26 protein-coding genes are annotated in these 24,750 nt (G+C 48.1%); 13 read left to right on the forward strand and 13 right to left on the reverse strand.

Annotated elements, in window-relative coordinates; all coding sequences use genetic code 11:
• Positions 1 to 193 precede the first annotated feature (193 nt).
• The 4 genes from DWV53_RS05085 to DWV53_RS05095 form a co-directional block, all read right to left on the reverse strand.
• Complete coding sequence (locus DWV53_RS05085; protein WP_117728093.1) at positions 194 to 763, reverse strand: GNAT family N-acetyltransferase; 570 nt, start codon at positions 761 to 763, stop codon at positions 194 to 196.
• Entirely contained in the window at positions 760 to 915 is a 156-nt protein-coding gene (locus DWV53_RS15660) for a hypothetical protein (RefSeq protein ID WP_153113850.1), read from the reverse strand. Before DWV53_RS15660 ends, DWV53_RS05085 begins: the two co-directional genes overlap by 4 nt.
• Positions 916 to 1,427: 512 nt before the next feature.
• A complete protein-coding gene (locus tag DWV53_RS05090; protein ID WP_117588197.1) occupies positions 1,428 to 1,679 on the reverse strand; it encodes a hypothetical protein in 252 nt (83 codons plus the stop codon).
• Positions 1,679 to 1,951: a DUF3791 domain-containing protein gene (locus tag DWV53_RS05095; protein WP_118152135.1), complete on the reverse strand. Its 273-nt coding sequence runs from the start codon at positions 1,949 to 1,951 to the stop codon at positions 1,679 to 1,681. Before DWV53_RS05095 ends, DWV53_RS05090 begins: the two co-directional genes overlap by 1 nt.
• Before the next feature lie 798 nt (positions 1,952 to 2,749).
• Between DWV53_RS05095 and DWV53_RS05100 the strand changes: the two genes are divergently transcribed.
• Positions 2,750 to 3,253 carry an HU family DNA-binding protein gene (locus DWV53_RS05100; RefSeq protein ID WP_118152083.1) on the forward strand — a complete coding sequence of 168 codons (504 nt, stop codon included), beginning with the start codon at positions 2,750 to 2,752 and terminating at the stop codon, positions 3,251 to 3,253.
• 67 nt (positions 3,254 to 3,320) lie between these two features.
• Positions 3,321 to 3,419, forward strand: coding sequence for a smalltalk protein (locus DWV53_RS15665; RefSeq protein ID WP_153113243.1), 99 nt, complete (start codon positions 3,321 to 3,323; stop codon positions 3,417 to 3,419).
• Positions 3,420 to 3,496: 77 nt separating this feature from the next.
• Here DWV53_RS15665 and DWV53_RS05105 read toward each other — a convergent pair whose 3' ends face one another.
• The 5 genes from DWV53_RS05105 to DWV53_RS05125 all read right to left on the reverse strand — a co-directional run bounded on the left by DWV53_RS05105 (position 3,497) and on the right by DWV53_RS05125 (position 9,318).
• Positions 3,497 to 4,249 carry a NigD1/NigD2 family lipoprotein gene (locus DWV53_RS05105; protein ID WP_118152085.1) on the reverse strand — a complete coding sequence of 251 codons (753 nt, stop codon included), beginning with the start codon at positions 4,247 to 4,249 and terminating at the stop codon, positions 3,497 to 3,499.
• Between the two features lie 105 nt (positions 4,250 to 4,354).
• Entirely contained in the window at positions 4,355 to 6,124 is a 1,770-nt protein-coding gene (locus tag DWV53_RS05110) for a TonB-dependent receptor domain-containing protein (protein WP_118152087.1), read from the reverse strand.
• A 176-nt stretch (positions 6,125 to 6,300) separates the two neighbouring features.
• Positions 6,301 to 7,209 (reverse strand): AEC family transporter, encoded by a 909-nt coding sequence (locus DWV53_RS05115; RefSeq protein WP_118079313.1) that lies wholly within the window; start codon positions 7,207 to 7,209, stop codon positions 6,301 to 6,303.
• Positions 7,210 to 7,288: 79 nt separating this feature from the next.
• Positions 7,289 to 8,164 carry a carbon-nitrogen hydrolase gene (locus tag DWV53_RS05120; RefSeq protein ID WP_118152088.1) on the reverse strand — a complete coding sequence of 292 codons (876 nt, stop codon included), beginning with the start codon at positions 8,162 to 8,164 and terminating at the stop codon, positions 7,289 to 7,291.
• A gap of 29 nt (positions 8,165 to 8,193) precedes the next feature.
• Positions 8,194 to 9,318 carry an agmatine deiminase family protein gene (locus DWV53_RS05125; protein ID WP_118152090.1) on the reverse strand — a complete coding sequence of 375 codons (1,125 nt, stop codon included), beginning with the start codon at positions 9,316 to 9,318 and terminating at the stop codon, positions 8,194 to 8,196.
• 274 nt (positions 9,319 to 9,592) lie between these two features.
• On the opposite strand from DWV53_RS05125, the gene DWV53_RS05130 reads away from it, so the two are divergent.
• A complete protein-coding gene (locus DWV53_RS05130; protein ID WP_118152092.1) occupies positions 9,593 to 10,384 on the forward strand; it encodes a Nif3-like dinuclear metal center hexameric protein in 792 nt (263 codons plus the stop codon).
• Between the two features lie 81 nt (positions 10,385 to 10,465).
• The gene (locus DWV53_RS05135) at positions 10,466 to 11,293 is read left to right on the forward strand and encodes a zinc ribbon domain-containing protein (protein ID WP_118152094.1); all 828 of its coding nucleotides are present in this window, start codon (positions 10,466 to 10,468) and stop codon (positions 11,291 to 11,293) included.
• A gap of 180 nt (positions 11,294 to 11,473) precedes the next feature.
• Here the strand turns inward: DWV53_RS05135 and DWV53_RS05140 are convergent, their stop codons facing one another.
• The 4 genes from DWV53_RS05140 to DWV53_RS05155 all read right to left on the reverse strand — a co-directional run bounded on the left by DWV53_RS05140 (position 11,474) and on the right by DWV53_RS05155 (position 14,890).
• On the reverse strand, positions 11,474 to 12,325 hold the full coding sequence (locus DWV53_RS05140) for a TerB family tellurite resistance protein (protein ID WP_118152096.1): 852 nt from the start codon (positions 12,323 to 12,325) through the stop codon (positions 11,474 to 11,476).
• A gap of 3 nt (positions 12,326 to 12,328) precedes the next feature.
• Entirely contained in the window at positions 12,329 to 12,796 is a 468-nt protein-coding gene (locus DWV53_RS05145) for a MaoC family dehydratase (RefSeq protein WP_006847353.1), read from the reverse strand.
• A gap of 96 nt (positions 12,797 to 12,892) precedes the next feature.
• Positions 12,893 to 14,146: a nucleotide sugar dehydrogenase gene (locus DWV53_RS05150; protein ID WP_118152098.1), complete on the reverse strand. Its 1,254-nt coding sequence runs from the start codon at positions 14,144 to 14,146 to the stop codon at positions 12,893 to 12,895.
• A gap of 285 nt (positions 14,147 to 14,431) precedes the next feature.
• Positions 14,432 to 14,890: a type I restriction enzyme HsdR N-terminal domain-containing protein gene (locus DWV53_RS05155; protein ID WP_022120899.1), complete on the reverse strand. Its 459-nt coding sequence runs from the start codon at positions 14,888 to 14,890 to the stop codon at positions 14,432 to 14,434.
• Positions 14,891 to 15,145: 255 nt separating this feature from the next.
• Between DWV53_RS05155 and holA the strand changes: the two genes are divergently transcribed.
• The 9 genes from holA to DWV53_RS05200 all read left to right on the forward strand — a co-directional run bounded on the left by holA (position 15,146) and on the right by DWV53_RS05200 (position 24,681).
• Complete coding sequence (holA, locus tag DWV53_RS05160; protein ID WP_118152100.1) at positions 15,146 to 16,174, forward strand: DNA polymerase III subunit delta; 1,029 nt, start codon at positions 15,146 to 15,148, stop codon at positions 16,172 to 16,174.
• A 1,021-nt stretch (positions 16,175 to 17,195) separates the two neighbouring features.
• The gene (locus DWV53_RS05165; protein ID WP_118152102.1) at positions 17,196 to 17,741 is read left to right on the forward strand and encodes a helix-turn-helix transcriptional regulator; all 546 of its coding nucleotides are present in this window, start codon (positions 17,196 to 17,198) and stop codon (positions 17,739 to 17,741) included.
• Positions 17,742 to 17,937: 196 nt separating this feature from the next.
• Positions 17,938 to 18,714 carry a dihydroorotate dehydrogenase electron transfer subunit gene (locus DWV53_RS05170; protein ID WP_118152104.1) on the forward strand — a complete coding sequence of 259 codons (777 nt, stop codon included), beginning with the start codon at positions 17,938 to 17,940 and terminating at the stop codon, positions 18,712 to 18,714.
• A 70-nt stretch (positions 18,715 to 18,784) separates the two neighbouring features.
• Positions 18,785 to 19,693, forward strand: a complete 909-nt coding sequence (locus tag DWV53_RS05175) for a dihydroorotate dehydrogenase (RefSeq protein WP_118152106.1) — start codon at positions 18,785 to 18,787, stop codon at positions 19,691 to 19,693.
• 114 nt (positions 19,694 to 19,807) lie between these two features.
• On the forward strand, positions 19,808 to 20,089 hold the full coding sequence (locus DWV53_RS05180) for a hypothetical protein (RefSeq protein ID WP_118152108.1): 282 nt from the start codon (positions 19,808 to 19,810) through the stop codon (positions 20,087 to 20,089).
• Positions 20,090 to 20,640: 551 nt separating this feature from the next.
• Positions 20,641 to 21,474: a prephenate dehydratase gene (locus DWV53_RS05185; protein WP_118152110.1), complete on the forward strand. Its 834-nt coding sequence runs from the start codon at positions 20,641 to 20,643 to the stop codon at positions 21,472 to 21,474.
• A gap of 36 nt (positions 21,475 to 21,510) precedes the next feature.
• Positions 21,511 to 22,680, forward strand: coding sequence for a pyridoxal phosphate-dependent aminotransferase (locus tag DWV53_RS05190; RefSeq protein ID WP_118079304.1), 1,170 nt, complete (start codon positions 21,511 to 21,513; stop codon positions 22,678 to 22,680).
• Positions 22,681 to 22,802: 122 nt separating this feature from the next.
• Positions 22,803 to 23,870: a bifunctional 3-deoxy-7-phosphoheptulonate synthase/chorismate mutase type II gene (locus DWV53_RS05195; protein ID WP_118085840.1), complete on the forward strand. Its 1,068-nt coding sequence runs from the start codon at positions 22,803 to 22,805 to the stop codon at positions 23,868 to 23,870.
• A 13-nt stretch (positions 23,871 to 23,883) separates the two neighbouring features.
• Positions 23,884 to 24,681: a prephenate dehydrogenase/arogenate dehydrogenase family protein gene (locus DWV53_RS05200; protein ID WP_022120890.1), complete on the forward strand. Its 798-nt coding sequence runs from the start codon at positions 23,884 to 23,886 to the stop codon at positions 24,679 to 24,681.
• Positions 24,682 to 24,750: the final 69 nt, after the last annotated feature.

The raw sequence follows: 24,750 nt of genomic DNA on the forward strand, positions 1-24,750 counted from the left end.
CAGTCGAGTTTCTTGCCGCTCATTTCTGCTATGGATAAGTTCTCTTTGTTCACATCTTCTGGCTCAAATTCATAATAAGAATCTTCGGTAGGGAGATAATCCTCTGGAAGATCTTCTATGGAGTGGGCCTGGAAATTGTGGTGATTTTCAATTCCCTTCGTCCGGTGCCCGTTGGTTCAGGGCGTGTAGGGGGTTATTCCTCCGGCCAAATTGTTTTGTACATTGGCCAAACATCCATTTGGGGAACTGGAGTCAATTTTGCAAATTGATTTTTTTCATAGAAACCTACTGCGCTATAATCAGAGGTATGCCAAGCTCTTACAGTCAAGAAGACGCAACCGGCATATCTTTGGTTTCTAGCCATCGAAGCTATTTCTTCAATTAAGGCTGAACCTAGGTGTAAACTTTGAAATTTTTGTTCAATAGCTAAGTAGGCAATTTCTAAAGCGGGATAAGTATATTTTTGTTCGAATTGTTCTCGGAATGTTTCTTTTACTGCTGGCAAATCGGTTCCTGCTGCCCCCATACGCATATCATCAAAATCATCTGAATCAATGTCAACAGAGTCGAATGCTAAGGCGAAAATTGCAACAATCGTGTTGTTTGCTTTTAAGCGGACACAAAATGTCTTACAATAATGACTCTCTTCACAATCTTGTAAGTGATTATGAAGAAAGTCATCCATTTTGTCTTTTCCTGTATAGAAATTTATCAACTCTTCAAAGTCTGATAAAAGTTCTATTTTATATTCTTCTAAATTCATTCTAAATTCCACTCAAATTTATATGGATAATTTGATGTCTTTGTGGCATCGTCTTTCTTTGCTTTTGCACCGATGGATGCAAGAGCGGCTTTACGAACGGCTTGTGCGTATTTGCCTTTAGCTAAAACTTTTGGTGCATTTATTCCTAACATAATTATATAATTTAAAATGTTTGTGATGCAAACGTGCGCAATGAAAGCTTGCTTTCAAATTGCCGAGTGCAGCTTTTCTTCTGCAAAAATAAGCAATATTCCTGTAACTTCCAAATATTTAGCTGGTTATTTTATTCTTTTTAGTATTAAAACGAGTATTTGACGGGTTATGGTGATGATTTGTCAGTTCAAAATTCATCAAGCAAGAATGAAAATTCTTAAATTCTTGATTCTTAAAATTATACCAAGTGCTTGATTCGTTTTTCGTCAAGAATTAGAGAATTTTTCTTAGTTAATTTCTTGGAAATTACGAAAGAAAAGCGTATCTTTGCAACGTGAGTACATAAGGAAGAGTGTACTACGTTCTTAGATTGCTTTTTAGCTAAAATATTAGAAAATACGCAAATCTTTTCGGTCTGTAAGGGCAAAAGCTTTAAAACTCCAGACAAAACATTAAGCTTCTGCCCCTTCAGGGCGTGTGGGGTAAGGTATCTCAGATATAAAACTGCGGCTTAGTACCCTCTCTGCTTCTCGTAAATGAAATCATCGGCGATGTAGCCATTGCTCATGAGATACAGGCCTGTGCGCTTATCGTGGAGTTGGGCACAGGTCTTGCTGCGATAGAAAAGATCAAGAGCCAGAGCTGGAGATATTTCCAGGCGCTGTGACAGTTCGTATGCTACGCCACCTATCTGATAGCTTAGAATCATTTCTTGAATCTCGGGTGTCTTTGTGTTGATCTGTTTATATTTTTTCTGTTCCATTATATACTAAGTATTTGTTGATGAGAAGCTTTCTTCTCCCAATTAGTTAGACACTCAATGACATCTTCTATAAGATACTCTCGACTTTCGGTGTGGAGCGTATCGTAGTGGGGCAGAATGAACTTGTTGATTAAATCAACCTTTCTCATTCTTTCGTATATTTCAATATATGGTACCCCGAGCTTTCTTGCAGCTCCCTCAACGCATGAAGCAGCGAATGCGAGCTTGATTTCTTCTAGGGGTAATTGTATTCTATTGTTTTCTTGTTTCATATTTTCGTCCTTTCCTCTTAATTCCTGCAAAGATAATGCAAAAATAAGAAATATTTCTCTTTCATGCAAGTTTTTGGGGGATTTATTGTCTATTCTCCGAAAATTTGCGGAGAATAAGCCAGATAATCTCCGCAAACTGATGGGGCGGGGGGATGGAGATGGGTAGGTGATTTCTTTACAAAGATGGATGAAGGAGTAGAGAAGGGAGAAGAAGAAGAGAGGCGTTACAGTTGTGACAGTTGTGACAGTTTTCAGGGGAGGGGTATATGAATTCGGGCTGCTTTCAAATTGTTATTATTATATTTAACTTATTATATATATTTATATATATATTATAAGTTACCTCTAAAGAGAGGGAGGTGGGGGTAGGCGCTGAAAACTGTCACAACTGTCACAACTGTCACGCTTTGGAGGTTGAGGAAGGTGGAAGCATTGATGGATGATTTCTTGCTTCCTGCTGTTTTCGGGACGAGAAAGCATAGAGAAACTTTTTACATTACATAGTTTTCTCGCACGATAAATTATGAGTTGGCAAGATTAACCGGATGCGTCCGAAGTGCTAAATTCGTTTAACATAACTCTGCAGGGTGAAATTTGGTAGTATCAGAAAATTGCCGTACCTTTGCACTGTCGTTCGAAGAAAGGCTGCACTCGACAAAGCTTAAGCAAGCTTAGCTCTGTTCTCGTTTGCACTTTCTTTGCATCGTGATTCAAGAAAGGCTGCACCCCCAACCAGCAAGTAGACAATTAACATTAATTCAAGTAACATTTATATTAACCCTTTAATATTTTAATATCATGGAACAGAAAGGAACATTGAAGTATCGTAAGTTGCAGCGTACACCACAGAGCGGCGAGAACGCTGGTAAGAAAAAGTGGTATGCCACTGCGGTAACCGACCGCGAGGTGGATTTCGAGGGATTCGTATCCCACATCTCTGACCACGGTTCGCCTTACTCCCGAGGTACTATCCACGGTGTGCTGATGGATGCACTCGACCATCTGCAGGAGTTGATTCTCGACGGCAAGAGTGTGCGTCTCTCTGATCTCGGCCTGTTCTCTATCGGTATGACTTCGAAGGCGGAGGATACCAAGGAGAAGGTAACGGCTGCCAGCGTAGAGGGTGTACACCTGATTGTGAGAAACACAAAAAGCTGGAGCAACTCTGAGCTGCGCAAGAAGTGCAAGATTCAGGAGTACGGCGGCTATACCGGCACCGACGAGGGTGGCACCTCTGGTGGTACCTCAGGCGGCACTGAACAAGGCGGCGGCTCTCAGGAAGGCGGCGACGGGCTTGAATAAAGCCCTCGCCTGAGGCTCCCCCCAGCCAAGTCAACATTTAATATTTAACATTTAAAAATTAAAGATTATGAAAGCAAGTACCTGGAAAACAATTTTGCAAATTGCAATCTCCTTCCTTACAGCCATCGCTACCACCCTCGGTGTAACAAGCTGCAGCAGCTTTTAAAGGTAAAAAAGTAAAAAGGTAAAAAAGCCCCGATGCGTCACGCATCGGGGCTTTTGCTTTATCTGCTTTTTCTTCGTTTATCGGATATCTCTTCCTTCCTGGCTATATCCTTCGAGCATCTTCGGGCTGCTGATAGGCTTGCGCGAACAGTAGTCGAAATCTACCTTCTTGTAGCCCTGGCTGGAACGCCAGCGGATGGTGAGCTTCACCGTCTTGCCTTCTGTATCAGGCACGGCATCGTTCAGATTGAACGCTACGAGGGCATCGCGCCAGTAGTTCTGAGGGTCGCCATTGGCATTGTGGCGCAGCTCTACCTCGTAAGGATTATCTGGATTCACACCCGTAACGAGGTTGATGTAATGCACCTTCTGACCGCCCCAGAGAGCACGGAAACGGAGGGTGAGATAGCCATCTTCTGCCACCGTTACCCAGTCGCGAACGATGTCGACCATGTCGTCGCCATACTTCTCGCGGTTCTCGGTATCGGAACCGAGCGAAGGAACTGGCTTCTTGGTCAGGATGCTGTCTATCCAGTTGACGTGAATCACCTGGTTATACTTCTCGCTCTTCTCCGAGGTTTGGGAGTAGTTGACCAGGGCGCGAACCTCCTTACCGTCAAAGATGGTTGGTTTCAGGTTCTTGGCGAGCAGCGTGGTGTTGTCGTCGAGCTGCAGATAGCAGGCATCGCCACTCTTCTTCACGGTTACCAGTGCGTTAGGAAAAACGCGGTCCCAATCGGTATCGTTATCGTTATCGCACGACTGGAATGTGAGGGCCGACAGGAGCATCATCGCTGCCAGCCCGATCTTCTTGAAATCAATTTTTCTCATATATACTGTTCCTTTCTTTTTAAAATTTTTCTTCTTTCTGATAAGAAAATAAGAAAGGAACAGAAATCTTGCTTCTGATTTAGAAAAAGATTGTTAAAGCTCAAGTTAAAAATAATACGTGCAGCCGATGGTGGCAGCGCGGTTGCCGAAGTGCTGGCTCGCCATATCGTGGAAGCGACCCTCGAGCGTCCAGTGCTTGCCCAGATTCTTGTATACCCCTACCTCGGCATAGAGATTAGCCGGGGTGTAGGCATCGCTGCAGCGACGGGTACACCAGATGAGGTTGCCCGTAAAGCGCCAGCCATCGGCCATTGTGAGCTGCGGTGCCAACTTGAACACGGCAAAATGATTATACTCCGCATTGCGCTGCTGAGCCTCCTCTGAAGGGGTTTCGCTGCGCTGCCAGAAGTAGTTGACTCCGGCTGTGAGGCGAAGGATGCCCTTGTGCCAGAAGGCGGTGGAGCCGATGCCGAGCGTATTGTCGTGGATGGCACTGAACAGGTGCTGGTGAATGTTCTTCACCGAGGTGCTGAGCACGAAGGCTGGGCGGCTGTAGGTATGCTTGAGCTCTACCACATTCGCCATGCTGTTGCCGATATCGGCGGTATAAACCGGCTGCCAGGAGCCCTCCATATCGCCCGCGGTTACGAAATCGCCAAACTCGGGATTGAAGATGCGGCGGCAGTAGGTGGCCTGCAGGGTATGACCCGGCGTGAAGCGGTAATAGGCGCTCGCCGAGTAGATATGGTTGCGCGTGGTATGCTTCCAGTGCTCTTCCGGCGCAATCTGCTTAGGACGGAAGTTGATGATGCGGAAACGATCGCCTGCCATGAATCCCCACTTGCCGATGTTGTAATCCAGCTGGGCGTAGAAATCCTGATAGTTGGAATGGTTGGTGTAACCGGCGACGCAGTTCTTCTCGATGGAGAGTCCGCCCTCGAAACCTGCCGTAATCCAGAGATCAGGGGTGATGACCGGAGTGGCGTATTCTACCACCATGAAGGGATAGGTGGAGTGGTTCTGGTAGGGCGCAGTATGGGTTTCTTCCAGCGTACGTCCGTTGTCGCTGATATGCTCGGCACCGAGGGTAAAGAGGATGCTGGAGCCGTTGTCGGCGAGCGTGCGGGTATAGTCGGCCTGCAGATGATAGGCACGCACGTAATCGGCCGGGGTGTGGGTGAAATGGTTGCGGGTGTAGGTTTGCATCGCATCTATTTCGAGCACATCCTTCGCGGTAGGCGTCCAGAGCAGATTGAGCTTGGCGCCCTCGTGGGAGTAGTGGTTCACGGTGGTGCCTGAGATGCCCTGGTAGGCGTCCTTATCGCTGCTGGAGGTGCGCTGGAAGTTGCCTTCTACATGACTGAGCACGCGGAGCTTATCCTGCTGGCTGATGACGCTGACGATGCCTTTTGCGCCGCCGTAGGTATCACCGAAGAGTCCCCATCTGCCGGTGGTTCCGTTCTCCTTCTTGCGCAGTGTGATGTCGATGACTTTCTTCAGACTGCTGCATCCCTTCATCACTTCGGCGTTCTGGCACACCTTGATGGTTTCTATCTCCCGAGCCTTGAAATGGTGGAGGAAGGTGGCGTAATCGAGTCCGTATTCCTGGTTGTCGATACGGATGACGAACTTGCCGTAGAGGTTGGCGAATGGATCTCCGCCGATGATGTTGTTGCCGTCGAGTGAGATGACTTCCGGGCACATCATGAGTACATCGAGGAGTGATTCTTCGCCTGTGAGTTCCATTTCTGGAATATGCATGATGTATCTGTCGCCGATATGTTCTATCGGGGCGGCCTGTGTCTGGCAAGTAGTGCTGGCCATCGCGAGTGCGATGATGAGCAGGCTTTTCTTCGTACTGTTGTTTATCTTCATTTTTTTCTAATTTATATTATTGGTAAAAAGGATTTCTTCGTGCCAAATTTATTTGCAAAGATAAGCAAAAAACGGGTAATAACGAAAAAATGGAGATTTTTTTATCGTTCAATGCGTAAAAAAGATGTCATTGCAGTAAGATACGCAAGTACGCCAGGCATTTCACCCTTCCTGCATTACGAAAAGAGGAGGGTGATGAGCGGGATGGTGATGATGCTGCCAACTGTGGTGATGAACGTCATCTCGGTGATGAGCGAAGGATTGCGGCCGTATTTCAGACAGAACATCGTGCCGAAACTCGCTACGGGCATCGCAATGACAACCGTATTGATGTCGTTGACCTGATCGCTTACACCACATACCTTGAACAGAAAATAAATGCTCAGAGGTACTACCACAAGACGCAAGAACGAGGAGAGGTATACCTTAGGACTGCCGATAATCTCCTTCACCGGCAACTTAGCCATCGAGGAACCAATAATCATCAGGGCTGCCGGAACCGTTATGTTGCCCACCATCGTTACCGGACGCGCAATGATATCGGGCGTATGAACCCCGAAAGCTACCAGGAGGGCGGCAACGAAGGCACCAAGAAGAGCCGGAGAAAACAGTACCTTAGGATTGAACTGCTTGACGCTGTACTCGCCCTTGATGAGCATTACACCTGCCGTAAAAATAAAAAAGGTGTTTGGCATGTTGAGCAGCGCGGCATAAAAAATGGCCTTCGGACCGAATATGCTCGAAACAATAGGGTAACCGATGAAACCTACGTTGGCAAACATCAGCGCAAAACCTATCATGCCCTGGTCATCATGATTGCGCGTGATGAGACGCGGCACCCAGAAACCGAATACCAGCAAAAGGATGTAGGTAAGAAAACCTACGCCCAGGAGGGGAAGGATGAGCGTGCGGTCGGGCAGCTCATCGCCCATTACTGACGAGAGCACCAGCAGGGGACAGGTGATATCTACCACCATGCTGGATAGCTTCTTGTCAAACTTGTCGCCCATATATCCCAACTTGCAGGCGACGTAACCTAAAATCACGATGATGAAAAGTATCACCATCACTTCCAAATTCTCCATTTATCCTGAAAATCTATACCTTATATATATATGTATGCCGGAATCCCGATATTCTCTCGGAATTTCCGGCAAAAATGGGTTAATCGATAAATCGCCTGGTAATATCTCCGTAGTTCTCGATGCGGCGGTCGCGGAGGAATGGCCACCAGCGGCGCACATTCTCGCTGTGCTTCAGGTCGATATCTACTACCAGGCTCTCTTCTTCCTGATCGCTGGCACGGTAGTAGAGCTCGCCCTGAGGACCGGCTACGAAACTGCTGCCCCAGAACTGGATGCCCTCGGTCTGACCGCTAGGATCAGGCTCGAAACCTACGCGGTTTACGGCGATGACCGGCAATCCGTTGGCTACGGCATGGCCCCGCATCACGGTAGTCCACGCCTCGCGCTGGTGCTGCTGCTCTTCCTCGGTATCATAGGTAGCGTAGCCGATGGCGGTAGGATAGATGAGCATTTCGGCTCCCTGCAGCGCCATCAGACGGGCTGCTTCGGGATACCACTGGTCCCAGCAAACCAGCACGCCGAGCTTGCCTACAGAGGTCTGGATAGGGTGGAAACCGAGGTCGCCCGGAGTGAAATAGAATTTCTCGTAGTAGGCAGGATCGTCGGGGATGTGCATCTTGCGGTATTTTCCGGCTATGCTTCCATCCTTCTCCATCACTACCGCTGTATTGTGGTAGAGGCCCGGAGCGCGGCGCTCGAAGAGGGAGGTGACGATGACGACGCCGAGATCCTTGGCAAGCTTGCCGTAGAAATCGGTCGAAGGGCCCGGAATAGGCTCTGCCAGGTCGAAGAGGTCAACATCCTCTACCTGACAGAAATAGAGGGAGTTATGAAGCTCCTGAAGCACGATGAGCTCTGCGCCGCGATGGGCGAGGTCGATGATGCCTTCTGCCAGGCGCTGCTTGTTGTTGGCGATATCTGCCGTATTATGAAGTTGTAATAAACCGACTTTCATTTTTTACTTTTAATGTTAAATGTTTAATGTTAAATGTGGAATGTTGAGTCTCTGAGGGCTCCCTCGGGCAACTGCATGGTGATGCAGTGGATGCTGCCATGCTGGCGGATGATGGTCTGCGAATCTACGCCGATGATTTCGCGGTCGGGGAAGGCGAGCTGAATCTGCTTGCGTGCCTTCTCGTCCTTTTCTGGCTGATTGTAGGTGGGATAAATCACCGCCTTGTTCAGTATCAGGAAGTTGGCATAGGTGGCAGGCAGGCGGTCGCCCTCGCTCTCCGGGTTGGTGGTGAGGCAGTCGCCCTCATCATAGATAGGGTCGGGCATCGGCAGTTTGAGCAAGCGGTAAGGATATCCCTCCCAGGTGAAGAGGCCCTTGAGCTGCTTCTCCAGCGCCTGGAAGTCTTCATACTGCTCATCTTCCGGATTATCGCAGCCTACATATAATAAGGTGTCGTGTGGAGCCACTCTCACGATGGTGTCGATATGGCCGTCGGTATCATCGCCTATCAGATTGCCGTGATCCAGCCAGACGACTCTCTTGAGCTGGAAGAAAGTCTGCAGCAGATGGTCGATGCTGTCGTGGTCGAGTGGCTGGTTGCGGTGAGGCGCCAGCAGGCACTGTGAGGTGGTGAAGAGTGTACCCTTTCCGTCACTCTCGATGCTGCCTCCTTCGAGCACGAAGCCCTGGTGGTTCTCTATATCGGCATTGAAGGCTGCCTGATAGTATAGTTGCAGGGTGATGGCATTATCCTTCTCCCATCTGAACTTTTCGCCCCAGCCGTTGAACTTGAAGTCGAGTATGCGGTAAGGCACCATCCAGGTGTTCTGCTTTCTGCGCAGCACCATCGTGAGGGGTCCGTGGTCGCGCACCCAGGTATCATTGCTTTCTACCTCGTAGAGCAGCACGCGGCTTATCTGTTCGGCAGAGAGCTTTTTCTTGAGCTGGTATCGGGTGGCGGGCACATCGGGTGTAGCCACAAGCAGCTGCTCGTAGCGCGTGATGATATCTGCCAGTTCGAGATAAGTATCTGTTATTTCAGGCAGATACGGCTTCCAGTCGGTGCCGGCATGTGGCCAGGTGAGCATGATGGCGCTCTGTGGCTCCCATTCGGCAGGGAGTGCGAAATCGCAGGGTAATGTAGATTGATGCATAAGCTATACTATTTTTATGATACGATGTTCTATACCAATTTATTATACTCTGTTCTTCATCGGGAACCTTTCCTTGGGGACGGGCTCCGTTCTGCTTTATGAAGTATGCTTGCAAAATTAATAAAAAATCTACAACTATCGGCTGTTTTTGTGAAATATTTTGCGCAAAAGCGTAACTTTGTATTAAAAAAGTTTAAACAGAGGGCTGTATGGAGATAAAATCGGGGAAAAATGAGTAACTTTGCAGTCTAAAAATAAAATATTGAATAGGAGCGTGAAAATAAAACAGGTAGTTGATGCCCTTGAACATTACGCGCCTCTGCCCTTGCAGGAAGGATATGATAATGCCGGCCTGCAAGTTGGATTGACAGAGGCGGTAGAAATGTCAGGGGCATTGTTGTGTCTTGACGTTACTGAAGCCGTGGTAGACGAGGCCATCCAGAAGGGATGTAACCTCATCGTGAGCCATCATCCGCTGATATTCCGCAAACTGGCGAGAATTTCGGACGAGAACTACGTGCAGCGTACCGTGCGCAAGGCGATTAAGAATGATATTACCATCGTGGCGATGCATACCAACATGGATGCGGCTGCGGGCGGCGTGAACTTCAAGATTGCCGAGAAACTGGGGCTGCGAAACGTGCAGTTCTTTGCTGGCGAGAAGGAAGTGGACGGCGTGAAGGGCGGCGAGGGCGTCATCGGAGAGGTGGCTGAGGACCTGGCAGCCGATGACTTGGTGCTGATGCTCAAGGAGCGGTTTGGCGTGGAGTGCGTGCAGTGCAACCAGTTGCTTCGACGTCCTATCAGGAAGGTGGCACTCTGCGGTGGAGCAGGTGCTTTCTTGCTCGACGCAGCCATCAAGGCAGGTGCCGATGCCTTCATCACGGGCGAGATGAGCTATCACGAGTATTTCGGCCACGAGCAGGAGATTCAGATCTGCGTCATCGGCCACTATCAGAGTGAGCAGTTTACGGGCGAAATCTTCCGCAGCATCATCCAGGAGAATTTCCCTGATGCCCAATGCTGCATCTCGGAGATAAATACGAATCCGATATTGTATTTATAACTTCAGTTTATAAGATGGCTGGAAGGGCGCAAGCCCAATTTAACATTTAACATTAAACATTTAATATTTAAATAAGGAATTATGGCAAAGAAAGATCCTACAGATTTGACAGTGGAAGAGAAGTTGAAGGCTCTCTATCAGCTTCAGACCACCTTGTCTGCAATTGATGAAAAGCGTGCGTTGAGAGGTGAGTTGCCTCTCGAAGTTCAGGATTTGGAAGACGATATTGCTGGTCTTACCACCCGTATCGAGAAAATCCAGACCGATATTGAGCAGTTTGACCGCGCCATCGATCAGAAGCAGCACGAGATTGAGGAGGCTCAGGCTAGCGTGGAGCGTTATAAGAAGCAGCTCGAAATGGTTAGCAACAACCGCGAGTATGATACTTTGAGCAAGGAAATCGAGTTCCAGGAGCTGGAAATCGAACTTTGCAGCAAGAAAATCCGCGAGGCGCAGCAGACAATCAACGAGCGCCTGTACGACCTTCACAAGGCTGAGGACCAGAAGGCAGACCGCGAGAAGGGCTTGGTAATGAAGCGTTCTGAGCTCGAGTCAATCATGGCTGAAACCCGTGAGGAAGAGGAGAATTTGAAGGAGAAGGCATTCGAGCTCGAGAAGAAGATTGAGCCACGTTTGCTCCAGAGTTTCAAGCGCATCCGTAATGGTGCCCGCAACGGTTTGGGTATCGTTTACGTGCAGCGTGACGCATGTGGCGGTTGCTTCAACAAGATTCCACCTCAGCGCCAGCTCGACATCAAGATGCACAAGAAGATTATCCCTTGTGAGTATTGCGGCCGTATCCTCATCGACCCGGAATTGGCTGGTGTTAAGATTGAGGCTCCTAAGACAGAGGAGAAGCCAAAGCGCAAGCGCGCTATCCGCAGAAGAAAGACTGAGGATGAGGATTAATCTTACTCCTCTCTCCGCTCTTTTCGGATGATAATCTTCTGATAAAGATACGATAAGATACAATGAAGGCTCGCCAAAATTGCTTGGCGAGCCTTTGTTTTTTTTCGTTTTCAGGCAGCTAGGACAATCTGTCTTAACTCCTTTAATCCTAATCTGGAACTTTTAATCCTAATCTGGAACCTAGAGTCCTCTAGCCTTGTAAATGCGGTCTTTGGCGTCGTTGATTTCCTGGAATTTCTTCTCGGCTGCACGGCGCACATCTTCGCCCAGTGCTGCTACCTTGTCAGGATGATGCTTGAGCGCCATCTTGCGGTAAGCGGCCTTAACCTCATCGTTTGAGGCGTCAGGACTGATGCCCAGAACACGGTAGGCATTATCCAGACTGCCTGTTGAAGAAGCCCCGCTCTCCAGGTTCAGCATCTGGTCTACATCCTCGGCAGAAAGCCCCATGTGGATGGCCATCTCCTTGAGCGCCTGAATCTCCTGAGGATTCACAATTCCATCGGCCTGGGCAATCATGACGAGGAAATTGAGCAACTGCAGGCGCTGCTCATACATCATGTTGGCACGTATCTGATGACAGCTGTCCTGTATCACCGAACGGTACTGCTGCATGCCCATCTGCTTCTGCTGTTCGAAGAGTTTGAGGAGAATTTCCTCGCCCTGCTGACTGGCTGCCTCGCCGAAATTCTGACGCAGGAAGCGGCGCACCATCTCCATCTCGGAATGCATGATTTTGCCATCTGCATTGATGATGTAGGAACTGAGCACCAGCAGCGAGAACATGAAGGAGTTTCGCTCTCCCTCATAGCTCTGCTGGCGGCTGTAGCCCTGGTTGCCGAAACCCTGGCGGCCGTTGTGCTGCTGGCCGCTGTAGGCATCGTAGGCGTTGTTGTAATGGTGGTCGCCGTCGCGGTTTACCGCATCCAGTCCGTGCTCAAAGAGGGAACCGAGGGCATAGCCTGCCAGGGCTCCCAGCGGACCGGCTGTGATGAAACCGAGCACACCACCTATCCATTTACCTGCTGCCATCTTTTAGTTGTTGAAATAGTAGAGGAAAGAAGCGATGCCTGAGAGGGCTGGCTTGCGCTGACCTTCTATTTCGATGTCAAACTTGATGCTGGTCTTGCAGATGCCACGGATGTTCTGGATGTCGTGGAGAGTGGCTACCAGGCGCACGCGTGAACCGGTGATGACTGGCTGACCGAACTTCATCTTGTCCATGCCGTAGTTTACGAGCATCTTGAGGTTGTTTACCTCGATAATCTGCTGCCAGAGGTATGGGAGTACTGAGAGGGTGAGGTAACCGTGAGCGATGGTGCTGTGGTAAGGGCTCTCTACCTTGGCGCGCTCTACGTCTACGTGGATCCACTGTGGGTCAAGTGTAGCGTCTGCGAACTTGTTGATACGGTCCTGGTCAATCTGCAACCAGTCTGATTCTCCTAACTTCTCACCGAGGTGAGATGCAAATTCCTCGTAGGAATTGATTACTAATTTTGCCATTTCTTATTTTTCTCTTTATTATAAATATTATTGTTTTCCTATTTTCCGTCTTCCGCTTTTAACTGTTAACTTTTAACTATTAACTTTCAGTTCAAATCAGTCTCTTCTGAAAATATCGCGGGTGTAAACCTTTTCTTCCACATCATCCAGACACTTGTCATACCGGTTGGCGATGATGGCCTGGCTCTGCTGCTTGAAGACCTCCAGGTTGTTTACGATGCGGCTTCCGAAGAAGGTGGTTCCGTCTTTCAGCGTAGGCTCGTAGATGATAACCTGCGCGCCCTTTGCCTTGATGCGCTTCATCACGCCCTGTATGCTGCTCTGGCGGAAGTTGTCGCTGTTGCTCTTCATCGTGAGCCGGTATACGCCGATGGTGCAAGGCTTCTCTTCCTCCTCGCTGAAGTTGTTCTGGTTGGCATAATCGTAGTAGCCAGCCATGTTCAGCACGCGGTCGGCGATGAAATCCTTGCGGGTGCGGTTGCTCTCCACAATCGCCTGAATCAGGTTCTCAGGCACATCGGCATAGTTGGCGAGCAGCTGCTTGGTATCTTTCGGCAGACAGTAGCCGCCGTATCCGAAGGAAGGGTTGTTGTAGAAGGTGCCGATGCGAGGGTCCAAACCCACTCCGTCGATAATTGCCTTAGAGTCGAGGCCCTTCATTTCGGCGTAGGTATCCAGCTCGTTGAAGTAGCTCACGCGCAGGGCGAGGTAGGTGTTGGCGAAGAGTTTCACCGCCTCTGCCTCGGTAAGTCCCATGAACAGGGTTTCTATGTCTTGCTTGATGGCTCCCTCTTTCAGCAGTTCTGCAAAGGTGCGGGCTGCCTGGTCCAGTCGCTCGTCACCATTCGGTCTGCCTACGATGATGCGGCTCGGATAGAGGTTGTCGTAGAGTGCCTTGCTCTCGCGCAGGAATTCAGGAGCGAAGATGATGTTCTTGCTGCCCGTCTTCTGGCGGATGCTTTCGGTGTAGCCTACCGGAATGGTGCTCTTGATGACCATGATGGCATCGGGATTCACCTGCATCACCAGACGGATGACTTCTTCTACGTGCGAGGTGTCGAAGTAGTTTTTCACCGGATCATAGTTGGTTGGTGTGGCAATCACTACGAAGTCGGCATCCTTATAGGCTTCTTCTCCATCGGTTGTGGCTTTGAGGTTGAGTTCCTTTTCAGCCAGATATTTCTCTATGTATTCGTCCTGGATAGGCGAGCGGCGCGAGTTGATGAGCTCCACCTTTTCGGGTACCACGTCTACTGCCACCACCTCATGATGCTGGCTCAGCAGGGTAGCGATGCTCAGGCCTACATATCCTGTTCCGGCTACGGCGATTTTTATCTTTTTATTCTCCATTTCTTTCTGTTCTTTTAGGCAGTCTATACCTTAATATATATATTAGATGCAAAGATAGTATAAAAGGAGGAGACTACAAAATGAAAATGTTTTTTTTATTAAAAAATAACGCGAGAAGGGGGATGGGAGGAAAAGGAGTGCTCAAAAAGGGAGAGGAAAAGGGGGCAGAAAAAGGCCTCCAAAATTCGCGAATTCTAAAACGGATGGCCGGTTGGGCGGAAATTCGCAAATTTTGAAGGCTGGGGAAGCTCTGTTTAAAAACTTCCGGACTATCCTCCGACACTCTCATAATGTCAATAAATCGGAATAATCGGGAATGGTCTCTAAAAATACATATTTTTTACTTTCATAATCCATCTTGCAGATGTAATGCTCCAGCCCGTTGCTCACCACTAGAAAGTCGACATGGAGCAGAAGATTGTAAACCGAAATCTGGTCGAATACTTTCTGCGTGATGGGGATGTGAGGGGCTTTGTACTCGATAATCATGCGGGGCTGCAGCTCACGGGAGTAGAGCACACTGTCGGCGCGCAGCACCTTGTCGCCACATTTCAGCTGGATTTCGTTGGCGAGCAACGAGGCAGGATACCCCTTGTGCTCGATGAGAAAATGAACGAAATGCTGGCGCACCCACTCTTCGGGAGTGAGCGTGATGAACTTCCGGCGCAGCACATCCAGTATCTGGGGATGCTGTTTTGAGCCCGAAACCTTGATGTCGAAAGATGGCAAATTTAAGCGAATCATTTTTCTGTACCTTATTATATATAGGGTTATATTTCTTTCTTTTCTGTTTTCGATATGGTTTCTTTTCTTCTTTTAACCATACCTCATTTTCAAAAACTACCTCTTTTATATAGGCAGTTCAATTTATTTTTTGTAACTTTGCAGTCGAAGTGCAGCTGAAAACTGCACCTCAGAAAACTGCGAACTTGGAGGCGGAGCAAATGCTTGTCCGCGCCCCCGGAGTTTGCTGGGTGCAAAGTTACAAAAAATAATCCAATGGTAGAAAAGAAAAGTGCAATAAGTTACGAGTCAATCATGAAAGATTTGAAGGCTCGGAAGTATTCTCCCGTCTATGTTCTGATGGGTGAGGAACCTTTTTATATAGATAAGATCTGCGACTACATTTCAGAAAATGTGCTCCAGCCCGAGGAGCGTGACTTCAATCAGACGGTGGTTTTCGGAGCTGATGTTACGGGTGCGCAAGTGGCAGATTTGTGTAAGGGCTACCCGATGATGGCGGAGTATAGAGTAGTGGTTGTGAAAGAGGCTCAGAATTTGCGGAATTTGGAAGTGCTCGAGAAGTACCTCGAAAATCCGGTAAAAACAACCATCCTTGTTTTCTGTCATAAAAACGGCAAGCTCGACAGTCGTAAAAAGTTTTCTGCCCTCGCTGCCAAGGTGGGTGTGGTTTTTGAAAGCAAAAAGCTCTACGATCGAAATCTGCCGGGCTTCATCGAGACTTATCTCAAGACCCGAAAGGCAACCATTGAACCCAAGGCTACCCAGATGGTGGCAGATCATGTGGGAGCAGATTTGCACCGACTCACTTCCGAGCTCGACAAACTGCTCATTTCTCTTCCAGAGAACGACCGGCGTGTTACTCCGGAGATTGTGGAGCGAGAAATAGGGGTGAGCAAAGACTTCAATGCCTTCGAGCTGAGAAGTGCCATCATCAGCCGCGATGTGTTTAAGGCAAATCAGATAATAAATTATTTTGACAGTAATCCGAAGAGTGGTTCTCTCTTCACGCTTCTCCCGATGCTCTTTACTTATTTCCAAAACCTGATGATTGCTTATTATGCACCCAACAGGCAGAACGAAAATGAGCTCGCAAAATTCCTGGATTTGCGCGGAGCTTGGGCGGCGCGCGAATATATTACAGGAATGAGGAACTATACGGGCGTGAAAGTGATGGCGATTATTGAGAAGTTTAAGGAGGTGGATGCGAAGATAAAGGGACTGGATAATCCATCCACTCCGGTGGGTGAACTGATGAAAGAACTCATCTTTTTTATCCTTCACTGATGCTGAAGAGCGAGGTGGGGGAGAGTAGGCGAGCTCCTGCTGAGAGTTTTCTCTCGGCAGGAGCTCGTTTTCGTTTTCTGCCTTCTTTGCCGCCTGTTTCCAGAAAGCAGCCAACTAGCGTTTAGCATTATAAATTTGCCCCAAATAGGGGATTTTCAGCTCTTTTTGGAGCGTTTATCTGGGCTCATTTTGGGCGATTTTTTGGCAAAAATGGGGGATTTAAGCGATTTTTCGAGCTAGATGCCCATTTTTCGTTTTCGCCTGAAAATAGGCTTAACTTTATTGGTTATCAGTAACTTACATAAATTAACCCTCTTCATTACTCGCGAATTTGCCCGTTTCCTTGCCGATGGGCTGGAATACGCTAGAAATGGAAAAAAATGCCATTTCCTGTAGTCTGAAATCAGTCGTTTGCATTTATTAAGGTTTATGATTCCTAAGTTTATGTTTTTAAATTTATAAATCAAAACGTGCGGTTTTGATTTATAAACGTAAACGCAAGAAAACTAAATGCACGAATTTATGTTTTATATTTATAAATATAAAGATAAAATATGGTGTTTATGATTATGAATGAATAAATATTCATGTCGTATTCTGAATTTGTAAGTAATGGAAACTCAGTTGGTTATGTATTTTAGTTGTTTTATAAACCATAGATTTTTACATAGGTGTGGTGGAAATATTGCATAAATCGCTCTATATGCCTTTATTTAGGAGGATTATAGTATGAATAACCAGTGATTTAGCCTAAATCTATAAAGAAAATGTTCGTCATATATTTTGATTGATAGGTTTATATTTATAAAACTAAACCTAAAAACCGAACACTGGAGTGAGTAGAATTCAAATTTACAAACAGAAACATAAAGTTTAAAAATCTAAATTTATTCAGAAATGTTTGGTTATTCTAAATTTTTGCTTTATCTTTGTAAAATCAACCGAAAAAGGGTCCAAAAGTGGCTTGTTCGGAAATAAAACATCCTATCAGTAGAAAAATGAACACTAAAAATTTTAGAGCATGAAAGATAGAATCAGACAGCTGATGGAGGACCAGCACCTCACTCAGCAAAACTTCGCTCAGATGATCGGAATCTCGACCGCTACGCTGAGCAATATTTTCAACGGGAAGACCAATCCATCGCTCAGCATTGTGGATGGCATCCATAAGAGTTTTCCTCAGGTAAACGTTTATTGGGTACTCTACGGTACTCCTCCTATGTATCAGAACCAGGCTTCCCAGGGTGGCAGCGAAGAGGGTGCTGCAGACATGCATCAGGGCGTTACGGATGGAGCAGCCGGTGGTGCTGAGGGGATGAAGCAGGGCAGTCAGCCTTCTGGAGCCGCCTCTGCCGAGCCTATGCTCGATTTTGGAGCCGAAGGAGCCACAGCCTCCCCTACTTCTCCCTTGCTCTTTGACCAGCCTCAAATGCAGGGTGTAAATCGTACACCTAAAAATATCGCCCAAGCGGCGGTAAAATTTGTAGACAAACCGCAAAGAAAGATTACCGAAATCCGTATTTTCTACGATGATCAGACCTGGGAAACCTTCGTTCCTAAGAAATAAAGTAGGGATTGGGGAATCCTAAAACAAACACATAGGAGCGGCGATAAAGAAAAAATATCTCTTTTCTTTTCGTAAATTCGGATTTTTGATGTACCTTTGCATCGTAGAAAACGTAGGTGGTCGTAACCGGAAGCTACGCGTACCTATTATAATATACGTACATTATATAATAAGCATATTAAAAATTAGCAATAAGATGAAAAAATATGTTCTCGACCTCAAGGTGGTTTCTGTAGAGGCGCTTAGCGATAAGCACGTTTTGATTAAGCTTACCGATGAGAAACCTTTGCCTGAAATCTTGCCTGGCCAATTCGTAGAAGTAAGAGTAGACCATTCGCCTACTACCATGCTTCGCCGTCCTATCTCCATCAATTTCGTGGATCGTGAAAATAATCAGCTCTGGTTGCTCGTTGCAATGGTGGGCGACGGTACTCGTCAGCTCGGACAGCTCAAGGAGGGCGATGTGCTCAACTGTATGCTGCCTCTCGGCAACGGCTTCACCATGCCTACCGGGAAGAGCCAGAAATATCTGCTCGTAGGTGGTGGCGTAGGTGTGGCTCCGCTCCTCTATTTCGGAAAACTCATCAAGGATTTCGGGGCTGAAGTTACCTTCCTGCTGGGTGCACGCAAGGCTACAGATCTGCTCGAACTGGATGAGTTTGCCAAGATCGGAAAGGTATGCATCACTACTGAGGATGGCTCGGCTGGCGAGGTAGGTTTCGTTACCAACCACTCTGTTCTGGAGAACGAGAAGTTTGATATGATTTCTACCTGCGGACCTAAGCCGATGATGGTGAGCGTGGCTCGCTTTGCCAAGAAGGCTGGTGTGGAGTGTGAGGTTTCTCTTGAGAACAAGATGGCGTGCGGTGTGGGCGCCTGCCTCTGCTGCGTAGAGAAAACTACCGAGGGGAACCAGTGCGTCTGCAAGGATGGACCTGTCATCAACATCAAGAAACTTGCTTGGGAAATCTAAATGAAGAGTGAAGAACGAAGAATTCTCTTGTCTTTGTTTGTAAAACATTTTTAAGTAAAAACAGAAGATTATGGCTGATTTAAGTGTAAAGATAAAGGATTTGAAGTTGAAGAACCCTGTGATGACTGCATCGGGTACTTTCGGCTACGGATTGGAATTTGCCGATTTCGTTCCTCTGGAGGAGATTGGCGGTATTATCGTGAAGGGCACTACCCTGGAACCGCGCGAGGGAAACGACTATCCGCGTATGGCTGAAACGCCTCAGGGCATGCTCAACTGTGTAGGTTTGCAGAACAAGGGTGTGGAGTATTTCTGCTCTCACATTTATCCTCAGATCAAGGACATTGATACCAATATGATTGTCAACGTGAGCGGTCATTCGCCTGAGAGTTATGCTGAGTGTGCGGCGCGCATCAACGAGCTGGATAAGATTCCGGCCATAGAGCTGAATATCTCCTGTCCTAATGTGAAGGATGGCGGCATGGCCTTCGGTGTAACCTGCGAGGGTGCAGCCAGCGTGGTGAAGGCGGTGAGAAAGGTTTATAAGAAGACCCTCATCGTGAAGCTTTCGCCTAATGTTACTAGCATTGCCGACATCGCCCGTGCCGTGGAGGCTGAGGGTGCCGATTCTGTTTCGCTCATCAACACGCTGATGGGTATGGCGGTGGACATTGAGAAGCGCCAGCCTCTCTTGAGCATCCGTACGGGTGGTTTGAGCGGTCCTTGCGTTAAGCCTGTTGCCCTGCGCATGGTTTGGGATGTGGCTCATGCCGTAAACATTCCGGTTGTTGGTCTGGGCGGCATTTCTTCTGCCAAGGATGCTATTGAGTTCCTGATGTGCGGTGCTACGGCCATTGAGATTGGTACAGCTAATTTCATTAATCCTGCGGTTACGAAGAAGGTGAAGGATGGAATCAACGAGTGGCTTGATGCTCACGGATGCAAGAGTGTGACTGAGATTATCGGGGCCATCAAGTAAATGACACCTTATTATAATAAGGAGTGGCTCATACCTTGACACCCTGTTTTAGGGTGTCAAGTGGGTTAACTCCGTGATATACAACAGAATAACTTTTCGTAAAAATATAAGATTATGGATTTGAACCAGATAAACCCTGTTCTGTTGCTTGCTACGCTGACGCAGCAGATTGTAGAGCAGGAGAAAGAATTGGCAGAACAGAAGGATTCTGCGGGACACTCGTCTGTAAAAGCCTCTCTGAGCGCGAATCTCTTGAAGCGCGGCAATCTGTTGATGCAGATGGGCGACAAGGATGGTGCCGGAAAGGACATGAAGCGCTACCTGGAGCTGAACCCCGAGAAAGTAGGGGAGCTGACAGGAGAATTCAAGGCTGAAGGCAGAGAACATTGCAGATAAAGGAAGGGGCTTGCCTCACGGATTCCGGCGTTGCGTCTCTCCCTAGCGCCTAGCTTTTGAGTACATTTTTCTGCATTTTTCCGTATTCTGATGATAAAAATCGGGCGAAAATATGTTTTTTAGCATAAAATATAAGGAAAATGAAGAAAAATATATCAAATTGTTTGGCAATATCAAAGAAAAATGTTACTTTTGCAGTCGAGTTGAGATTTTTGCAAGTCGAGACTCGAAATCTGAGCACTGCCTGCTCCTTATATATAAAAGAGGTGTAGAGAAGAACTCTGGAAAATCTGAGCACAGATAAGCTCCTTATATAATAAAGGAGAAACGGGCTCGGAAAGAACAAAAGTGAGTAACATATAAAATGTAAAGACAATGAAGAAGTTTAACGCATTCTTTTTTAGCTATTACTTTTACTTTGCAAATAATTGTAAAGCGGGAAGTTGCGTGTAAATTTCAACTTAGGATATTAGATTCTTGAAATCATCGAAACGGTCCCGCTCTTATTGAGTAGGACCGTTTTTCGTAACATTAGACAAGATAAAAGAAACATGAAGAGAATAGCAATTCAAGGAGAGCTGGGATCTTTCCACGACATTACCGCCCACCAGTATTTCGAGGGCGAACAGATTGAAATCATCTGTTGTGCTACCTTTGAAGAGGTGTTCGAAAACATCAAGCGCGACCCTACTGTAGTAGGCATCTGCGCCATTGAAAACACCATTGCGGGCAGCCTGCTCCACAATTACGAACTGCTCCGGCAGAGCGGAACCACCGTGGTAGGCGAACACAAGCTCCATATAGAGCACAGCATCTGCTGTCTGCCAGAAGACGACTGGAGCACCCTGCAGGAGGTTCACTCCCATCCGGTAGCCCTCATGCAGTGCGGCAAGTTCCTAGCCAACCATCCCGACCTCAAGGCGGTGGAGGCAGAAGATACCGCAGGCTCGGCAGCCTACATCGCCCAGCACAAGGTGAGGGGATGGGCAGCCATCTGCTCTTCTTACGCTGCCCACATGCACGGCATGAAGGTGCTGCAGGAAGACATCCACGACAATCCGCACAACTACACCCGATTCCTCGTGGTCTGCAATCCGCAGAAGGCAGCCCTGCTCCGTCCCATCGAAAAGGCCAACAAGGCGAGCATCGTCTTCAGTCTGGCTCACGATAAGGGATCGCTCTCCAAGGTGCTCACCATCCTGAGTTTCTACGACATCAATCTCACCAAGATCCAGTCGCTGCCAAACATCGGACATGAGTGGGAATACCTTTTCTACGTAGACCTCACCTTCGACAACCTGACCCGATACCGCCAGAGCATCGACGCCATTACGCCGCTCGTGAAGAAAATAAAGGTGTTGGGAGAATATGAGGAGAAAGAATAGTTGATAGTTAACAGTTAATAGTTGAAAATAAGAATTATGATACAACCAGCCAATAGAGTAACGGAAATACAGGAATACTACTTCAGCCGCAAGCTGAAGGAAGTGGCTAAGCTTAATGCCGAGGGCAAAGACATTATCAGTCTGGCCATCGGAAGTCCAGACATGCCTCCTTCTAAGCAGACCATTGACAAGCTCTGCGAGGTAGCCAACAATCCAAACGCACACGGATATCAGCCTACGGTGGGCATACCAGAGTTGCGCAAAGCAATGGCTGGTTTCTATAAGCGCTGGTATGATGTAGACCTCGACTGGGCTACCGAAATCCAGCCCCTCATAGGTAGCAAGGAAGGCATCCTGCACGTAACGCTCGCCTTCTGCAACCCTGGTGATGAGGTGCTCATCCCGAACCCGGGATACCCTACCTACACCGCCATCAACAAGATTCTGGGTACCAAGATTACCTACTACGACCTGAGAGAGGATAACGGATGGCAGCCCGATTTCGACGCCCTGGAGAAGATGGACCTGAGCCACGTAAAGCTGATGTGGACCAATTATCCTAACATGCCGACAGGCGGTGTGGCAAAGCGCGAAACCTACGAAAAGCTGGTGGCATTCGCCCAGAAGCACAACATCGTGGTGGTGAACGACAACCCATATTCGCTCATCCTCAACGAGCACCCTATGAGCATCATGCAGGTGCCGGGAGCTAAGGACTGCTGCATCGAGTTCAATTCCCTGAGCAAGAGCCACAATATGCCAGGCTGGCGTGTGGCGATGATTTCGAGCAACAAGACTTTCATCTCATGGATTCTGAAGGTGAAGAGCAACATCGACAACGGAAGCTTCCGAGGCATACAGCTGGCAGCTGCCGAGGCGATGCTTAACAACACGGATGAATGGCATCGCGAGAACAACATCCAGAACTACCGCCGCCGTCGCGACATTGCTGAGGAGATCATGAAGGTGCTCGACTGCCAGTTTGACCCTAACCAGGTAGGCATGTTCCTTTGGGGCAAGATACCTGAGAAATATGCCGATGTAGAAGACCTGACAGAGAAGATTCTGCATGAGGCACGCGTCTTCCTCACCCCTGGCTTCATCTTCGGAACCAACGGCAAGCGTTACATCCGTATCAGCCTCTGTGCCAAGGATGAGAAAATGAAAGAGGCCCTGGAAAGAATCAAGAAGGTTTTTGAAAAGTAAAAGGCCTTTGAAAGGTAAAAAGGTAAAAGGGTAAAAAGAGCCTTTCCCCTTTCCGCCCCCGTTCCCAGCGATTCCATCGCTGGTCCCCAAAGAAAAAAGTAAAAAAATAAAAATATACGACTATGGAATTAGAATTAGAACCATTGAATTTTCCTAGTGATCAGGAACGCCCTTGCGTCATTGCCGGCCCTTGCTCGGCAGAGACAGAAGAGCAGGTTATGACTACCGCTAAGCAGTTGGCTGCCAAAGGTTGCCACATGTTCCGCGCAGGTGTGTGGAAGCCACGCACCAAACCGGGAGGCTTCGAGGGTAACGGTGAAACAGCCTTGCCTTGGATGAAGCAGGTGAAGGAAGAAACAGGCATGCTGACAGCTACTGAGGTGGCTACCCCAGAGCATGTAGAGCTCGCACTGAAATATGGAATCGACATTCTCTGGGTAGGCGCACGTACATCTGCCAACCCATTCGCCATGCAGGCACTTGCCGACAGTCTTCAGGGCGTAGACGTGCCTGTGCTCGTTAAGAACCCGGTAAACCCAGACCTCGAGCTTTGGATCGGTGCCCTGCAGCGCATCAACCAGGCAGGCATCAAGAAACTCGGTGCCATCCACCGTGGATTCTCCAGCTTCGACAAGAAGATTTACCGCAACCTTCCTATGTGGCAGATTCCTATCGAGTTGCACCGCCGCATACCACAGTTGCCAATCATCTGCGACCCTAGCCACATCGGTGGCCGACGCGACCTCATCGCCCCTCTCTGCCAGCAGGCAATGGACTTAGGTTTCGACGGCCTCATCGTTGAGAGCCACTGCAGCCCAGACGATGCATGGAGCGATGCCAAACAGCAGGTTACCCCAGAGGTGCTGGATTACATCCTCAGCCTCCTCGTAGTGCGCGATGAGCATTATTCTACAGAGGGTCTGCACCAGCTGCGCGGTCAGATTGACGAGTGCGACAACCAGCTGATGGATCTTCTGGCTAAACGTATGCGCGTTTGCCGCGAGATTGGTACCTACAAGAAGGAGCACAACATGACCATCGTTCAGACCAACCGTTACAACGAGATTCTCGACAAGCGTGGAGCCCAGGCAGCCCTCTGCGGCATGAGCCCTGAGTTTGCCGCTCAGATTTTCGAGCACATCCATGAGGAGAGTGTCCGCCAGCAGTTGGAAATCCTAAACCAGAAGTAAAAGGAAACTGGCGATGAGAATATTAATTATGGGAGCTGGTAAGATGGGAAGTTTCTTCATCGACCTGCTCAGCTTCGACCACGAGGTGGCGGTTTACGAGAAGGATGCCAAGCGCCTGCGCTTCACCTACAACTGTTACCGCTTCACTAAGATGGAAGAGATAGAGATGTTCCGCCCCGAACTGGTCATCAATGCGGTGACGGTAAAATATACGCTGCCAGCCTTTGAAGAGGTGTTGCCACATCTCTCTCACGACTGCATTATCAGCGACATAGCTTCGGTAAAGACCGGACTGCAGGAGTTTTACGAGAAGAGCGGTTTCCGCTTCGTGAGCACGCACCCTATGTTCGGCCCGACCTTTGCCAATCTGAACCAGCTTTCAGAGGAGAATGCAGTCATCATCAAGGAGGGTGACTACATGGGCAAGATATTCTTCAAGGATCTCTACCAGAAGTTGGGGTTGAGTCTGCATGAGTATACATTTGATGAGCACGACCAGACGGTAGCCTACTCGCTGAGTATTCCTTTTGTGAGCACCTTTGCCTTTGCGGCAGTGATGAAGCACCAGGATGCTCCGGGCACCACCTTCAAGCGCCACATGCAGATAGCCAAGGGCGTGCTCAACGAAGATGATTACCTGTTGCAGGAAATCCTCTTCAACCCATACACATCGGGTCAGGTGGCACAGATCAGAGAGGAGCTTGCTGAGCTCATCGACATCATTGACCACAAGGATGCGAAGCGTATGAAACTCTTCCTCACCAAGATACGTAATCATGTGAAGGAAGATATTGAGATTAAAGAAAAATAAAATTGTTTTTTCTGAGAGGGCAACCTTAACAATTGCCCTCTCCTCCGTATATTTGCAAGTTTTGCATGT

Source organism: Segatella copri, assembly GCF_003465495.1.
GTDB lineage: Bacteria > Bacteroidota > Bacteroidia > Bacteroidales > Bacteroidaceae > Prevotella > Prevotella copri_G.

What these genes read in the sequence shown, in the direction of transcription:
- DWV53_RS05180 (WP_118152108.1), top strand. Translation starts at nt 19,808, where the DNA reads ATGGATTTGAACCAGATAAACCCTGTTCTGTTGCTTGCTACGCTGACG.
- DWV53_RS05200 (WP_022120890.1), top strand. Translation starts at nt 23,884, where the DNA reads ATGAGAATATTAATTATGGGAGCTGGTAAGATGGGAAGTTTCTTCATC.
- DWV53_RS05165 (WP_118152102.1), top strand. Translation starts at nt 17,196, where the DNA reads ATGAAAGATAGAATCAGACAGCTGATGGAGGACCAGCACCTCACTCAG.
- DWV53_RS05140 (WP_118152096.1), bottom strand. Translation starts at nt 12,325, where the DNA reads ATGGCAGCAGGTAAATGGATAGGTGGTGTGCTCGGTTTCATCACAGCC.
- DWV53_RS05095 (WP_118152135.1), bottom strand. Translation starts at nt 1,951, where the DNA reads ATGAAACAAGAAAACAATAGAATACAATTACCCCTAGAAGAAATCAAG.
- DWV53_RS05185 (WP_118152110.1), top strand. Translation starts at nt 20,641, where the DNA reads ATGAAGAGAATAGCAATTCAAGGAGAGCTGGGATCTTTCCACGACATT.
- DWV53_RS05105 (WP_118152085.1), bottom strand. Translation starts at nt 4,249, where the DNA reads ATGAGAAAAATTGATTTCAAGAAGATCGGGCTGGCAGCGATGATGCTC.
- DWV53_RS05175 (WP_118152106.1), top strand. Translation starts at nt 18,785, where the DNA reads ATGGCTGATTTAAGTGTAAAGATAAAGGATTTGAAGTTGAAGAACCCT.
- DWV53_RS05135 (WP_118152094.1), top strand. Translation starts at nt 10,466, where the DNA reads ATGGCAAAGAAAGATCCTACAGATTTGACAGTGGAAGAGAAGTTGAAG.
- DWV53_RS05110 (WP_118152087.1), bottom strand. Translation starts at nt 6,124, where the DNA reads ATGAAGATAAACAACAGTACGAAGAAAAGCCTGCTCATCATCGCACTC.
- DWV53_RS05155 (WP_022120899.1), bottom strand. Translation starts at nt 14,890, where the DNA reads ATGATTCGCTTAAATTTGCCATCTTTCGACATCAAGGTTTCGGGCTCA.
- DWV53_RS05150 (WP_118152098.1), bottom strand. Translation starts at nt 14,146, where the DNA reads ATGGAGAATAAAAAGATAAAAATCGCCGTAGCCGGAACAGGATATGTA.
- DWV53_RS05120 (WP_118152088.1), bottom strand. Translation starts at nt 8,164, where the DNA reads ATGAAAGTCGGTTTATTACAACTTCATAATACGGCAGATATCGCCAAC.
- DWV53_RS05125 (WP_118152090.1), bottom strand. Translation starts at nt 9,318, where the DNA reads ATGCATCAATCTACATTACCCTGCGATTTCGCACTCCCTGCCGAATGG.
- DWV53_RS05145 (WP_006847353.1), bottom strand. Translation starts at nt 12,796, where the DNA reads ATGGCAAAATTAGTAATCAATTCCTACGAGGAATTTGCATCTCACCTC.
- DWV53_RS05170 (WP_118152104.1), top strand. Translation starts at nt 17,938, where the DNA reads ATGAAAAAATATGTTCTCGACCTCAAGGTGGTTTCTGTAGAGGCGCTT.
- DWV53_RS05085 (WP_117728093.1), bottom strand. Translation starts at nt 763, where the DNA reads ATGAATTTAGAAGAATATAAAATAGAACTTTTATCAGACTTTGAAGAG.
- holA (WP_118152100.1), top strand. Translation starts at nt 15,146, where the DNA reads ATGGTAGAAAAGAAAAGTGCAATAAGTTACGAGTCAATCATGAAAGAT.
- DWV53_RS05115 (WP_118079313.1), bottom strand. Translation starts at nt 7,209, where the DNA reads ATGGAGAATTTGGAAGTGATGGTGATACTTTTCATCATCGTGATTTTA.
- DWV53_RS05195 (WP_118085840.1), top strand. Translation starts at nt 22,803, where the DNA reads ATGGAATTAGAATTAGAACCATTGAATTTTCCTAGTGATCAGGAACGC.
- DWV53_RS05090 (WP_117588197.1), bottom strand. Translation starts at nt 1,679, where the DNA reads ATGGAACAGAAAAAATATAAACAGATCAACACAAAGACACCCGAGATT.
- DWV53_RS05190 (WP_118079304.1), top strand. Translation starts at nt 21,511, where the DNA reads ATGATACAACCAGCCAATAGAGTAACGGAAATACAGGAATACTACTTC.
- DWV53_RS05100 (WP_118152083.1), top strand. Translation starts at nt 2,750, where the DNA reads ATGGAACAGAAAGGAACATTGAAGTATCGTAAGTTGCAGCGTACACCA.
- DWV53_RS15665 (WP_153113243.1), top strand. Translation starts at nt 3,321, where the DNA reads ATGAAAGCAAGTACCTGGAAAACAATTTTGCAAATTGCAATCTCCTTC.
- DWV53_RS15660 (WP_153113850.1), bottom strand. Translation starts at nt 915, where the DNA reads ATGTTAGGAATAAATGCACCAAAAGTTTTAGCTAAAGGCAAATACGCA.